Here is a 13,076-nt window from a genome sequence, read left to right as displayed (position 1 = left end):
TGTCTTAGCTGGTCAGTGTGTACGGCTCAGTGCGCGCCGAACAGCTCAAGCAGTTCTGTCTTGCCGAACATCCGTGCGGTGTCGACGGCCGAGGGCATGCCCGCGGCCGGGTTGGCGCCGCCCTCCAGGAGTGCCTGGATGACGTCCTGCGCACCCTTGAAAACGGCCCCGGCGAGCGGGGTCTGACCCCGGTCGTTCACCCGGTCCCCGTCGGCACCGCGCGCGAGGAGCGCCCGGACCGCGTCGGCGTGCCCGTGATAGGCGGCGAGCATCACCAGGGAGTCGCCGCGGTCGTTCGTGAGGTCGGCCGGGACGCCGGCGTCGACGTACGCCACGAGTGCCTCGGTCTGCCCCTGCCGGGCCAGGTCGAAGATCTTGGTCGCCAGCTCCACGACATCGGGGTCGGGGGCTTCGCTCATCGGCCGGACCGCCTCTCGTTACAACCGTACGGGTGAATCGTCAGCGTACTGGCTCGGCAGGCTCATGGCCCGACACCTCGGCAGCAAAGATCAGCACACCCGAATGGCACCGAATGACACCGAACTGGTCCGCCAGCGGAGTGAAATGCGCCGAAATTCACTCGATTGCACCTTTTATCGTATGGATACATGCGGTGATCCTGGAAGAACTCATGGTGACTGTCCCCACCACACCAGGAGATCTCTCATGATCCTCTCCATCTCAGGCGTCGTTCTGCTCGGCATCATCGTCTTCCTGTTCTTCAAGAAGGACGGGCTGAAGGCGTCACACGCCTTCGTGGCCGCGCTCTTCGGCTTCTACCTCGCGAGCACCGCCATCGCTCCGAGCATCAAGGCCGGCGGCGAGAGCCTGGCGAGCCTGCTCGGCGGAATCAAGTTCTGACGCCCTTCCCGCCCGCACGCACCTCCAGGAGACAGCAGTGGTCCGGCGCCCCCTCCCCCGCATCCTGAGCAACGGCAGCGCACAGATCGCCCGGAGCCGGGAGCTGGCCCGGACCGCGGCCGACAGCGCGACCGATGTCCTCCATCCGCTGATCACGATCAGCCGGGGGCTGCGCAGACTGGCTGCGGCCGGGCGGCGCAGGTGGGCGGACACGCCCAAGGACAAGCGCGGGCCACTGCTGTTCATGGCGGCCTCGATGGTCCTGGTCGTGGCTCTCGTGCCGTACGGCCCGCTGCTCGCCGTCATCTCGGTGATGGCGGCAGCGGCCTGGCACGGCAGGGACCGCGCCCCGGCGGAGCCCGAGGGCCCCGACGAGTCCCAGACCCAGCGCCTCCAGTCCCTGCACGAGGCACTGGTCCCCTACTTCTCGACCCCCGACGACCCCGATCCCCTCTACTCCCACGGCGGCGACTGGGAGAAGACCTTCCCGTCGTACGAGTTCGACGGCACCGGCCGTGTCTCGCACCTGGTGGTGCGCTACCCGGCGTACTTCACCGACGGCGAGGCGGACTCCCGCGCGCGGATCGAGCAGTTGCTGCACGCCAAGTCCGGCCGCGGCCGCGAATACCACTTCGCGTGGGACGAGGAGGGCAACCAGCTCACGGTCGACGTCCTGCCGCCGCTCCCCACCGACATCGCCGCGCAGCGTTTCGTCACGTCCCCCGGCGAGACGGTGCTCGGCTTCACCGACCCCACCCAGGTCCAGCGCACGCTCCCCCTCGGCCACGGCGAGGAGCAGCGTGACGTCCCGCCGGTCGTCTGGCGCACGGGCCCCCGCTCCACCGAACCGCACCTCCTCGTGATGGGCGAGCCCGGCACCGGCACCACGACACTCCTGCGCTCGATCGCCCTCCAGGCCCTCCAGTACGGCGATGTCCTGATCGTCGACGGCAGCGGCACCGGTGAGTACGCGTGCCTGACCGGCCGGGACGGCGTCCTGGCCGTCGACTGCGCCCCCACCGGAGCCCTGGCGAGCCTCGAATGGGCCGCTCACGAGACGGAACGCCGGCTGATCGCGGCCAACCAGGCCCGCCAGGCCGGCCAGCCCCTCCCCGACGACACCCGACGCCCGCTCTGGCTACTCCTCGACCGCCCCGGAGCCCTCGCCCACCTCGCCTCTGCCGACGGCCACCGCGACCCCCAGTTCCTGTTGCAGGTCCCCCTGCGGCACGGCCGCGCGGCGAACGTCACGGTCGTGGTGGCGGAGCAGTTCGACAGCGCGGACACCCTGAGCGACGCCGTACGTCAGCACACGCGCGCGCGGGTCGTCCTCGGCGCCGTGTCTCCCGCCCAGGTGGAAGCGGTCCTGGGCGCGCCCCCGCACACGACGCCGGTCCAGGTCATGCCCCCGGGCCGCGGCTACGCCCGCCTGGGCACAGGCCCGGTCCACCGCCTCCAGGTCCCGGCCACCCCGGACCCCCACGACGACGCGACGAGCGACGCGCAGCGCCAGGCGGTGCTGGAGCTGTTGCCGCCGCGGTCGGCGCCGGTGGAAGCGGACCACGAACCGGTGGCGTGAGGCCCGCAGCCTGCGGGCATGCGTGCCGCCAAGGGCGGCACGGGTGGGCTCAGGCGGCACCCCGTAAGCGCCGGGCCGCGCGCCCCACCCCCGGGCAGCAACATCGCTCGCCCCGCTCATGGGGTGCCGCTGCGCCCACCCGTGCCGCCCCTGGCGGCACGCATGCCCGCAGCTATGTATGACTGCTACGCCACGAAACTCCGAGGAGACTCCGCTCCCCCGGACCCCCCGCTCACCACGATCCGCGCCGCCGCAGCCAGCCGGACAGCCGCCTCGTCCGCCACCGCTCCCCCCACGGTGAACGGCAGCCGCACATACCCCTCGAAGGCCCCGTCGACCCCGAAGCGCGGCCCCGAGGGCACCCGTACCCCCACCCGCTCCCCCGCCTCGGCGAGCCGCGACCCCGACAGCCCACCCGTACGCACCCACAGCGTGAGCCCGCCCCGCGGCACCGTGAACTCCCAGTCCGGCAGCTCCCGTCGTACCGCCGTGACCAGCGCGTCCCGGTTGTCGCGGGCCTGTTCGCGGCGCATCTGGACCGCCTGCTCCCAGCCGCCCGTGCTCAGCAGCCAGTTGATGGCCAGCTGTTCGAGTACGGGCGTGCCCAGGTCCGCGTAGGCACGCGCGGCGACGAGGCTGCGGATGACGTCCGGGGCCGCCCGGACCCAGCCGATGCGCATCCCGGCCCAGAAGGCCTTGCTCGCCGAACCCACCGTGATGACCGTGGACCCGGCGGGGTCGAAGCCGCACACCTGCCTCGGCATCTCCACGTCCGGGTCCAGCCACAGCTCGGTCATCGTCTCGTCGGCGACGAGGACCGTGCCCGCCGAGCGGGCCGCGTCCACGAGCTGGCGCCGCTGGTCCTCGTCGGCGAGGGCGCCGGTGGGGTTGTGGAAGTCGGCGACGACGTACGCGATCCGGGGCGCCGCCTCGCGCAGCACCTGGCGCCAGCGGTCCAGGTCCCAGCCGGCGAGCCCATCGGCCATCGCGACGGGCACGAGCCGGGCGCCCGCCTCCCGCATCAGCTGAAGGATGTTTGCGTACGAGGGCGACTCCACGGCGATGCGTTCGCCCCGGCCGGAGAAGAGATGACAGATCGCGTCTATGGCGCCCATCGCGCCGGTCGTCACCATGATCTGTTCGGGCATGGTGGGGATCCCGCGCGCGGTGTACCGCTCGGCGATCATCGCGCGAAGCGCGGGCAGCCCGGCCGGGTAGTCGCCGTGCGTGTGCGCGTACGGGGGCAGTTCCTCCAGGGCGCCCTGGACGGCACGGGTGAGCCAGGGCTCGGGCGCGGGCAGGGCCGCCGTACCGAGGTCGATCACCGAACCGAGTGCCTCAGGGGGCAGCGGTTCGAGCCCGCGCGCGGGAAGTGGGTTACCCGCGGGTACAGCGGTCCAGCTGCCCGCTCCGCGTCTGGACTCCAGGAAGCCCTCGGCGCGCAGTGCCTCATAGGCGGCGGCGACCGTGGTGCGGCTGACGGAGAGGGCGAGGGCCAGCTCGCGTTCGGCGGGGAGGCGGGCTGCGACCGGAACCCGGCCTTCCAGGACCAGCAGACGGATGCCGTCGGCCAGTGAGCGGTAGGCGGGCGGGCGACGGGTGCCGGGGCCCGCGGGGCGGTCCTGCTGGGAGGTGAGCAGCCGGGCGAGCTGCGCGGTACCCACCGCCGAAGTCCACTGCACCATACGAATCAGTCCACCTTCCCCGAATTGGCCATGGATGCGATCCATTCCCAAGCCACAGGGTGTCACGTGCCAGGCCACTACCACCACAGGGGGCAGCTCGTGAGTTCGTTGTCGGTGCAGGACCGTCTCGGACGACGGCTGATCCAGCTCTACATCGGCCTCACGCTCTACGGCGCCAGCTCGGCCCTGCTCGTCGAGTCCGGCCTCGGTCTGGAGCCCTGGGGCGTGCTGCACCAGGGGCTGGCCGAGCTGACCGGGCTGACGATCGGCGTCGTGTCGATCTTCGTGGGGGCCGCCGTGCTGCTCCTGTGGATCCCGCTGCGCCAGCGCCCGGGCCTCGGCACGGTCTCGAACGTCTTCGTCGTCGGCCTCGCCATGGACGCCACGCTCGCCCTGGTCCCCGACACGCACGCCCTCGCCGCCCGCGTCCCGCTCCTGGTGGCCGGCATCGTCCTCAACGGCGTGGCCACCGGCCTCTACATCGCGGCGAGCTTCGGCCCGGGCCCGCGCGACGGCCTGATGACCGGCCTCCACCGGCGCACCGGCCGCTCGATCCGCCTCGTGCGTACGGCGATCGAGCTGGCGGTGGTGGCGACGGGCTTCGCCCTGGGCGGCACGGTGGGGGTCGGCACGGTGCTGTACGCGGTGGCGATCGGACCGCTGGCGCAACTGTTCCTGCGCGTCTTCGCCGCCCCGGCGGCATCGGACCGCAGCCCGGCCGTTGCCGCCGGTCAACCGGAAGAGGCGATACTGCGACCGTGACCACGCGGATACGCCATCCCTACCTCGACCATCCCGGCCCGATCCCCTTCGCCCACCGGGGCGGAGCGGCGGACGGGCTGGAGAACACGATGCTCCAGTTCCGGCGGGCGGTCGAAGCGGGCTACCGCTACCTGGAGACCGACGTCCACTGCACGGCGGACGGAAAACTCGTCGCCCTCCACGACTCGACGCTGGACCGGGTGACGGACGGCGGCGGCCTGATCGCGGACCTCCCGTGGTCCGACGTCCAGCACGCGCGCGTGGCGGGCAGCGAGCCGGTGCCCCTCTTCGAGGACCTGCTCGAAGCCTTTCCCGAGGCGCGCTGGAACGTCGACGTCAAGGCCGAGCCCGCACTGCGCCCGCTGCTCGACCTGATCGAGCGCACCGGCTGCTGGGACCGGATCTGCGTCGGCTCCTTCTCCGAGGCACGCGTGGTCCGTGCCCAGCGCCTCGCGGGTCCGCGGCTGGCGACCTCGTACGGCACCCGGGGCGTCCTCAACCTGCGGCTGCGCTCCTGGAGAGTGCCCGTGGGGGTGCGCCGGTCGGCCGTCGCGGCCCAGGTTCCCGAGTCGCAGTCCGGCATCCCGGTGGTCGACCGGGCCTTCGTACGCACCGCCCACGCGCGCGGGCTGCACGTCCATGTGTGGACGGTCAACGATCCCGATCGCATGCACCGGCTCCTGGACCTGGGAGTCGATGGCATCATGACCGATCACATCGACACGTTGCGCAAGGTTCTGGAGGACCGGGGCACCTGGTTCTGACGCCCCGCGCGCACCGCCTTCACGGGGAAAGCGAGGGGCACGGGTGGGCACCGACACCGTGCGGGACGAAGCGGCCGACGAGGCCGCCGGGCGCAAGCGGGAGCAGCGCGGCTGGTACTTCTACGACTGGGCGTGCTCCGTCTACTCGACGAGCGTGCTCACCGTGTTCCTGGGCCCCTATCTGACGTCGGTCGCCGAGGAGGCGGCCGACGCGGACGGGTTCGTCCATCCACTGGGCATACCGGTCCGCGCGGGCTCGTTCTTCGCGTACTCGGTGTCCCTGTCGATCATCCTGGCGGTGCTGGTGATGCCCCTGGTGGGCGCCACCGCCGACCGCACGGGCCGGAAGAAACCGCTGCTGGGGGCCGCCGCCTATGTGGGCGCCACGGCGACGACAGGCATGTTCTTCCTGGACGGCGACCGCTATCTGCTCGGCGGGCTGCTGCTGGTCGTCGCCAACGCGGCCCTGTCCGTCTCGATGATGCTCTACAACTCCTACCTCCCCCAGATCGCCCCGGTCGAGGAGCGCGACGCGGTCTCCTCGCGTGGGTGGGCGTTCGGCTACGCGGCGGGCGCCCTGGTCCTCGTTCTCAACCTGGTGCTGTACACGGCCCACGACTCCCTCGGGCTCTCCGAAGGCATGGCCGTCCGTATCTGTCTGGCCTCGGCGGGCCTGTGGTGGGGCGCCTTCACCCTCGTACCGCTGCGCAGGCTGCGCGACCGCCGGGCCGCCGCCGAGGAGGGCGCCCCGAAGGAGCCCACATCCCCGGGGCTACGACAGCTCGCGGCGACCGTCCGGGACATGCGCCGCCACCCGCTCACCCTCTCCTTCCTGCTCGCCTATCTCGTCTACAACGACGGCATCCAGACCGTGATCTCCCAGGCCTCGGTGTACGGCTCCGAGGAACTCGGGCTCGGCCAGTCCACCCTCATCGGGGCGATCCTGCTGGTGCAGGTGCTCGCGGTGGCCGGAGCCCTGGCGATGGGCCGACTGGCCCGGGTCTACGGGGCCAAGCGGACGATTCTCGGATCGCTGGTGGCGTGGACGCTGACCCTGGCGGCGGGGTACTTCCTGCCGGCCGGCGCGCCGGTGTGGTTCTTCGTGCTGGCCGCCGGGATCGGCCTGGTCCTCGGCGGCAGCCAGGCCCTGTCCCGGTCGCTGTTCTCGCATCTCGTGCCGCCCGGCAAAGAGGCCGAATACTTCTCGGCTTACGAGATGAGCGACCGGGGTATGAGCTGGCTCGGTCCGCTTCTGTTCGGGATCACCTATCAACTGACCGGAAGCTACCGGGACGCGATCATCTCGCTCGTGGCCTTCTTCGTCCTCGGGTTCGCGCTGCTCGCGCGGGTTCCGGTGGGCCGGGCGATCCGCGACGCGGGCAATCCCGTTCCCGAAAGGATTTAGCATCCACGGCAAAAGAGCGGTAGTGTACGCCGTTGGCCTGCCAGGCGTACCGTTACTGCGCGTCAAAGATGATGAAACGCTGGGTGACATCTGCTTGCAGATGTGACAAACCGGGCGCTGGTGGGTACAACAAGGGGCGGCTACGACGGCGACGCATGACCCGAAACGGGACACGGGACGGGAATCTTTACCGCCGACCGGACGTTGACCGGATGACGACGACAGCGACACCTGTCCTGTGGGCGACAAGCCCGGGAGGCACGATTCATGAGTGAGCGAGCTCTTCGCGGCACGCGCCTCGTGGTGACCAGCTACGAGACGGACCGCGGCATCGACCTGGCCCCGCGCCAGGCCGTGGAGTACGCATGCGAGAAGGGGCATCGCTTTGAGATGCCCTTCTCGGTCGAGGCGGAGATTCCGCCGGAGTGGGAGTGCAAGGTCTGCGGGGCCCAGGCACTCCTCGTGGACGGCGACGGCCCTGAGGAGAAGAAGGCCAAGCCCGCGCGTACGCATTGGGACATGCTGATGGAGCGGCGCACCCGCGAGGAACTCGAAGAGGTCCTCGAGGAGCGACTGGCCGTACTCCGCTCCGGAGCGATGAACATCGCGGTACATCCGCGGGACAGCCGCAAGTCCGCATAGTCCCTCCGGGGGCTGGGCGGCATACAACGCACGCGTGATACCGCGGGTGCCGTACGTGAGGGTTGCGTACGGTGCCTGCGGTTTTGCGTTTTCCGGGCGGTGAGACGGTGAGCGGGGGTACGGCCCCATGGGCCGCACCCCACCTCTCTAGTTACTGAGCGGCGGGCGCTGCTCGCCCCGTGCGTCCGTGCCGTCCTCGCGGATGACCTCGCCCTGGACCACCTTGCCGTCCGGGCGGTGCATGCGGGCCTGCTGGAAGGCGTCGCCCAGGGTGCCCGGGGTCGCCTCCCGGAGCTTGCGTTCGAAGGTGCGTTCCGCGTAGCGGCTGATCGCCTTCTGGACCGGGGGGATCAGCAGGAGCAGGCCCACCGCGTCCGAGATCAGGCCGGGCAGCATCAGCAGCAGGCCGCCGAGCATCATGAGGCCGTTGCCCTCGCTGCCGCCGGGACGGGCCGTGGCCGCCGTAGGCGTGGCGCCGCCCTGCTGCTGTTGCAGCGTCTCCGTGAGGTTGCGGAAGGCCCGGCGGCCGGCCCGCTTGATGACCACGGAGCCGAGCACGAACCCGGCGACCAGGAGCAGGAAGACCGTGAAGCCGCTCGCCGCGCCGGCGACCACGGTCAGCAGCCAGATCTCCAGCACCAGCCAGGCGGCGATGCCCAGGGGCAGGAAGGTGCGCAGCCGGGAACGCCGCGGCCGGGCGGGGTATGTGGGAGTCGGTGCGCCAGTCGTCATACGTCCAGTGTGCCTGGGCCGGGCTCAGCACGGGATAAGAGGATGATCAACGGAGTCTGTGAAGTCGTACGGGCGTACCCGGGAAGGGTTGCTACGGCTTCCTGGTCTTGCCGCGGGCCTTGTTCACTCGCTCCGCCACGCCCCACGTCGTGACCCGCCACAGCGCCTCGACCAGGATGTCTCGGCTCATCTTGGAGTCGCCGTGCTCGCGCTCGACGAAGGTGATCGGCACCTCGACGACGTGGTAGCCGGCCCTGATCGCGCGGCGGGCCAGGTCGACCTGGAAGCAGTAGCCCTGCGAGGCGACCTCGTCGAGGCCGAGGCCTTCGAGGGTCTCTCGACGGAAGGCGCGGTAACCGCCGGTGACGTCCCGGATGGGTACGTCGAGCAGGACCCGGGAGTAGAGGCTGCCGCCGCGGGAGATGAACTCGCGGGACTTGGGCCAGTTGACCACCCGGCCGCCGGGCACCCAGCGGGAGCCGAGGACCAGGTCGGCGCCCTTGAGGGCGGTCAGCAGACGGGGCAGTTCCTCGGGCCGGTGGGAGCCGTCGGCGTCCATCTCGATGAGGACGCCGTAGCCGTTCTCCATGCCCCAGCGGAAGCCCGCGAGGTAGGCGGCGCCGAGGCCTTCCTTGCCCTTGCGGTGCAGTACCTGGACCTGGTCGTCGTCGACGGCCAGTTCGTCGGCGAGCTTGCCGGTGCCGTCGGGGCTGTTGTCGTCCGCCACGAGAACGTGGACGTCGGGGACGGCCTCGCGCACCCGGCCCACGATCTTCTTGATGTTGTCCGCCTCGTTGTAGGTCGGAATGATCACCAAGGCCGTGCCGAGCGGGCCGAACCGCCGCCCCTGGGCTTCTGCCGCGAGGGTCCCGTCGCCGTCGTTCACTGCTGCCCCTTCAAGTCCGTACGCAGGGGTCCACCATAGTGGCCGCAGCCTGCGCCGACGTGTCGGCACGTTCGTACAGGGGTGTCTATTCAACAAGAGCCGGGTAAGGGAGTCCGCTTCGTCACCTGTGCGCACTGCGGATCGGGGCCCGGCGCCCTTCGGGCCGACCTGGGACCCGCTGGCTGCGGGTCGACCGAAAGCCGTTGTCTACTGGACGTCCGGGCCCCACCCGGGTCACACCTTGCCGACCGGGTGGAACGTTCCGTCGCCGTGGCGCGGGCGCTGGGCCTGGCTGCCAGTGACGGTGCGCCGGTGCGGCACACCATCCCTGACCCAGCGGCGCTGCGGCGACTGCTCGGAGGTTCCCCGGTCGGGCGTCCGGTGGTGGACCCGGCCGAACCTACCGGCCACCTGCCGTCGGCTGTCAACAGCTGCTTGACCTGCGGTTCTTTCCTCAATCGCCTGGTCAACGCCGAGGATACGCAGGTCGCGCGACGGCGTGTCGGCCACCGATCCGCACCGCGCCACCCCGGGAGATCACTCGCCCGGCCGTACGAACACCGTTCGTCCGCCCACCACTGTGCGCAGACAGACGGGCAGGTCGCCGCCCGGGGTGAGATCGGGCAGGCCCGGGGTACCGGAGCGGGGGTCGGTGGACCAGCGGGCGACCCGGTCGTCGGGGGCCTGGACGACGAGGGCGCCGGTGCGCCACACGGCGTAGTCCGCGGGTGCGCCCGGCACCAGGACGCCCGCGTCGTCGCGTCCGACGGCCCGCCAGCCGCCGCGCGTATGGGCCGTGAACGCGGCGCGGACCGAGATGCGGTGCTCCGGGGTGCGGTGGAAGGCGGCGGCACGGACCGTGCCCCAGGGGTCGAGCGGGGTGACGGGACTGTCCGAGCCCAGGGCGAGCGGGACGCCGGCCTTCAGGAGGGCCGCGAAGGGGTTCAGGGCACGCGCGCGGTCGGCGCCGAGGCGCTGGGCGTACATGCCGTCCTCGCCGCCCCACAGGGCGTCGAAGGCGGGCTGTACGGACGCGGTGAGGCCCAGTTCGGCGAAGGCTGCGATGGTCTCGGGGGTGAGCAGCTCGGCGTGCTCGACGCGGTGCCGGGCGGCACGGATCCGGGCCAGGCCGAGCTTCTCGGCGGCGGCGCGCACTCCCTCGACCACGGAGGTCACGGCGGCGTCCCCGATGGCGTGGAAGCCCGCCTGGAGGCCCGCCTCGGTGCAGGCGGCGACATGGGCGGCGACGGCGGCGGTGTCCAGGTAGGCGGTGCCCGTGTGGCCGGCCTGGTCGCTGTACGGCTCGTGCAGGCAGGCGGTGTGCGAGCCGAGGGCGCCGTCGACGAAGAGGTCACCGGCGGCGCCGAGCGCGCCCAGGGCACGGGCCTTCTCGACGTCCTGTTCGGCCCAGTAGCCGACGACGCGGGGGCCCGGCTCCTCGGCGGCGAGGCGGAGCAGCCCGGTGAAGTCGTCCTCCGAGGAGATCTCCGGCCCGGCGCACTCGTGCACGGAGCCGATGCCGAGCGAGGCGGCGCGGGCGAGGGCGGCCCGCTGGGCCTCGGTGCGCTGCGCCGGGGTCACCGCGCCCAGGGCGGCGGCCCGGACCGTGTGGTGGGCGTCGCCGGTCAGCGGGGCGTCGGGGCGGGCGGTGTCGCCCTGGACCAGGTCGAGCAGTGCCGTCGTCACGACCGCCGAGTGGACGTCGATCCGGCTGAGGTACAGCGGGCGGCCACCGGTGGCCTCGTCCAGCTCGGCGCGGGTCGGCGGGCGGCCACCGGGCCAGCGGGCGGCGTCCCAGCCGTGGCCGAGGAGGACGCGGTCGGCGGGGCGGGCGGTGGCGAACTCTCGTACGAGGGTGAGGGCCGCGTCGAGGGAGGGGGCGTCGGAGAGGTCGAGGCCGGTGAGGGCGAGTCCTGTGGCGGTGGTGTGCACGTGTGCGTCGGTGAACGCCGGGGTGACGAGGGCTCCGTCGAGGTCGATCACCTCGTCCGCCGCGCCCGCGAAGGCGTCCGCGGCGCCTTCCGAGCCGACCCAGGCGATGTGGCCTCGCTCGACGACCATCGCGGTCGCGAAGGGGTCGGCGGGGCTGTGGACTTCGCCGCCGCGGAGGAGGACGGTGTCGGGCTGGGCTGGGCGTTCACTCATGAGGAACAGTTTCTCGCGAGCGCCCAGCTGTGCTGCACCTGGGGCGGGTTCGCACGGTGCCCGGCGCTGTGGGCTGTGCCCACCCTCCCCCATCGCCCCAGCGGAACGACTGCCCACAGCGGTGCGGAGCCGCTGCCTCGCCGCGCTGCGCGGGATGCCTGGCCGCAGCGGTGCGGGCCAGCTGCCCGTAGCCGTACCCGGAACGCCTCCCCTCGGCGTGTGGAGCGGAGCGGGACTACCGCGCCCATGGCGGTGCGCGGAACGCCAGCCCACAGCGGGGCGGAGCGGGGGGCCGACTGCCCGCGACTGGGGCCGACGTCAGATGTTCAGATCTTCGGTGGCCGGGCCTCGTACGGGGTCGACAGGACCACTGTTGTGCGGGTCGAGACGCCTGCCAGGGATCGGACCCTGGCCAGGAGTTCCTCCAGCTCGTGGGGGGTGGCTACGCGGACCTTGAGGATGTAGTTCTCCTCGCCCGCCACGCTGTGGCACGCCTCCAGTTCCGGGACGTCCCGGAGGCGTTCCGCGATGTCGTCGGGGGCGCTGGGGTCGAAGGGTTTCACCGAGATGAAGGCCGTCATGGGCAGTCCCACGGCCTCCGGGTCGACGACCGCGGCGTAACCGCGGATGACGCCACGCTGTTCCAGCCGGCGCACCCGCTGGTGCACGGCAGACGTGGACAGGCCCGTGGCCTTGCCCAGGTCGGTGTAACTCATCCGCCCGTCCTTGACGAGCAGCTGCACGATCTGTCGGTCCAGCTCCTCCATGGCGCAGAACCTACAGTGCGGTTGATCTCCTCCGATACCTGAGCGGTGCAGGTCATGCCCTGTTCGTGATGTGGCGGGGAGTGTCCTGTGAGCCGACTGAGGGACAAAAGCAACGCCACGGGCACCTGCGAGCGGCATGTGACGAACGCCACAGCCCTCGAACGTGCTCCGTGATGGTCTCGTGATTACCGCCGAGACCGGGCGGGAAGTGCTTGCTGTGGTCGAGGCCGCAGCGCCTTGTCGGCCCAGCCCGAGGGGGAGTAACCCATGCAGAGTCTTAAGCGCCCTGGTCGCACCGCGCCCAAGAGGCCCCAGTTGGTCGTCGAACCCGAGCCGGAGGGCGTCGAACCCGACGCTCTCGACGGCGAGGAACTCGACGACTACGACACCTTCGAGATGTTCCGGGTGATCTGCCCGGACTGCGCGCAGCCCATCGCGCTGCTCGCCGACGAGGAGATCCTGCCGGAGCACGCGCTGTGCGCTTCGCCGTGGAACCCGTTCGGGCTCACGGTCTGCGCCGGTACGGGCCGGGCGGCGGCCGATGCCCGGCCCACGGACGACGAGTCCGCGAAGCCCCAGGAGCAGCACACCGCCCTGCTGTTGACGCTCCCTCAGGGGCTCGACTGGCGGACCCAGCCCTTCTCGCACGTCGGCGGCCCGGGCTCGCGCCCGATGCGGGTCCCCGAGATGCGGCGCGACGCCGCCTGAGCGCATCCGCTCGAACCTCCTGACTGCCCCTGCACCATGGTTCGCAGGTCTGTGCCGTGGTGCGGGTCCGTCGTGCGCGCCCTCAAGGGGCGAACTCAGGGCCGAATCCGGGGCGCGGTGACCTGATCGACCGTCACCGC

At 71.5% G+C, this 13,076-nt stretch carries 14 protein-coding genes; 7 read left to right on the top strand and 7 right to left on the bottom strand.

The annotated features are described in order from the left end of the window. Window positions 1-26: 26 nt before the first annotated feature. On the bottom strand, window positions 27-419 hold the full coding sequence (locus tag OG787_RS41400; RefSeq protein WP_369032091.1) for an ankyrin repeat domain-containing protein: 393 nt from the start codon (window positions 417-419) through the stop codon (window positions 27-29). A gap of 247 nt (window positions 420-666) precedes the next feature. Here OG787_RS41400 and OG787_RS41395 point away from each other — a divergent pair, with 247 nt between their 5' ends. Together OG787_RS41395 and OG787_RS41390 are read left to right on the top strand one after the other, a co-directional pair. Then, window positions 667-861 (top strand): hypothetical protein, encoded by a 195-nt coding sequence (locus tag OG787_RS41395; RefSeq protein WP_105974144.1) that lies wholly within the window; start codon window positions 667-669, stop codon window positions 859-861. A gap of 37 nt (window positions 862-898) precedes the next feature. Continuing rightward, window positions 899-2,440, top strand: coding sequence for an ATP-binding protein (locus OG787_RS41390; RefSeq protein ID WP_405538725.1), 1,542 nt, complete (start codon window positions 899-901; stop codon window positions 2,438-2,440). Between the two features lie 185 nt (window positions 2,441-2,625). Here the strand turns inward: OG787_RS41390 and OG787_RS41385 are convergent, their stop codons facing one another. After that, window positions 2,626-4,125 (bottom strand): PLP-dependent aminotransferase family protein, encoded by a 1,500-nt coding sequence (locus OG787_RS41385; protein WP_405538723.1) that lies wholly within the window; start codon window positions 4,123-4,125, stop codon window positions 2,626-2,628. A gap of 108 nt (window positions 4,126-4,233) precedes the next feature. Here OG787_RS41385 and OG787_RS41380 point away from each other — a divergent pair, with 108 nt between their 5' ends. The 4 genes from OG787_RS41380 (at window position 4,234) to OG787_RS41365 (ending at window position 7,698) form a co-directional block, all read left to right on the top strand. Continuing rightward, window positions 4,234-4,887 (top strand): YitT family protein, encoded by a 654-nt coding sequence (locus OG787_RS41380; RefSeq protein WP_405540734.1) that lies wholly within the window; start codon window positions 4,234-4,236, stop codon window positions 4,885-4,887. After that, window positions 4,884-5,651, top strand: coding sequence for a glycerophosphodiester phosphodiesterase (locus OG787_RS41375; protein ID WP_369032088.1), 768 nt, complete (start codon window positions 4,884-4,886; stop codon window positions 5,649-5,651). The genes OG787_RS41380 and OG787_RS41375 overlap by 4 nt, the downstream gene beginning before the upstream one ends. 43 nt (window positions 5,652-5,694) lie before the next feature. Beyond that, window positions 5,695-7,056 (top strand): MFS transporter, encoded by a 1,362-nt coding sequence (locus tag OG787_RS41370; protein WP_405538721.1) that lies wholly within the window; start codon window positions 5,695-5,697, stop codon window positions 7,054-7,056. Window positions 7,057-7,323: 267 nt separating this feature from the next. Beyond that, window positions 7,324-7,698, top strand: coding sequence for an RNA polymerase-binding protein RbpA (locus OG787_RS41365; RefSeq protein WP_003977404.1), 375 nt, complete (start codon window positions 7,324-7,326; stop codon window positions 7,696-7,698). 147 nt (window positions 7,699-7,845) lie between these two features. Here OG787_RS41365 and fxsA read toward each other — a convergent pair whose 3' ends face one another. The 5 genes from fxsA to OG787_RS41340 all read right to left on the bottom strand — a co-directional run bounded on the left by fxsA (window position 7,846) and on the right by OG787_RS41340 (window position 12,228). Then, window positions 7,846-8,430: an FxsA family membrane protein gene (fxsA, locus tag OG787_RS41360; RefSeq protein WP_369032086.1), complete on the bottom strand. Its 585-nt coding sequence runs from the start codon at window positions 8,428-8,430 to the stop codon at window positions 7,846-7,848. A 91-nt stretch (window positions 8,431-8,521) separates the two neighbouring features. After that, window positions 8,522-9,316: a polyprenol monophosphomannose synthase gene (locus OG787_RS41355; RefSeq protein WP_369032085.1), complete on the bottom strand. Its 795-nt coding sequence runs from the start codon at window positions 9,314-9,316 to the stop codon at window positions 8,522-8,524. 234 nt (window positions 9,317-9,550) lie between these two features. Beyond that, complete coding sequence (locus OG787_RS41350; RefSeq protein ID WP_369032084.1) at window positions 9,551-9,826, bottom strand: hypothetical protein; 276 nt, start codon at window positions 9,824-9,826, stop codon at window positions 9,551-9,553. Window positions 9,827-9,853: 27 nt separating this feature from the next. Then, the gene (locus OG787_RS41345) at window positions 9,854-11,461 is read right to left on the bottom strand and encodes an amidohydrolase (RefSeq protein WP_405538720.1); all 1,608 of its coding nucleotides are present in this window, start codon (window positions 11,459-11,461) and stop codon (window positions 9,854-9,856) included. Window positions 11,462-11,787: 326 nt separating this feature from the next. Further along, the gene (locus OG787_RS41340) at window positions 11,788-12,228 is read right to left on the bottom strand and encodes an Lrp/AsnC family transcriptional regulator (protein ID WP_369032082.1); all 441 of its coding nucleotides are present in this window, start codon (window positions 12,226-12,228) and stop codon (window positions 11,788-11,790) included. A 267-nt stretch (window positions 12,229-12,495) separates the two neighbouring features. Here OG787_RS41340 and OG787_RS41335 point away from each other — a divergent pair, with 267 nt between their 5' ends. Continuing rightward, window positions 12,496-12,936, top strand: coding sequence for a hypothetical protein (locus OG787_RS41335; protein ID WP_389360476.1), 441 nt, complete (start codon window positions 12,496-12,498; stop codon window positions 12,934-12,936). Window positions 12,937-13,076: the final 140 nt, after the last annotated feature.

This window comes from Streptomyces sp. NBC_00075 (genome assembly GCF_045041225.1).
Classification (GTDB): domain Bacteria; phylum Actinomycetota; class Actinomycetes; order Streptomycetales; family Streptomycetaceae; genus Streptomyces; species Streptomyces adonidis.
The sequence above is the reverse complement of the archived record's forward strand: the minus strand, read 5'-3'. Positions and strand labels throughout refer to the sequence as shown.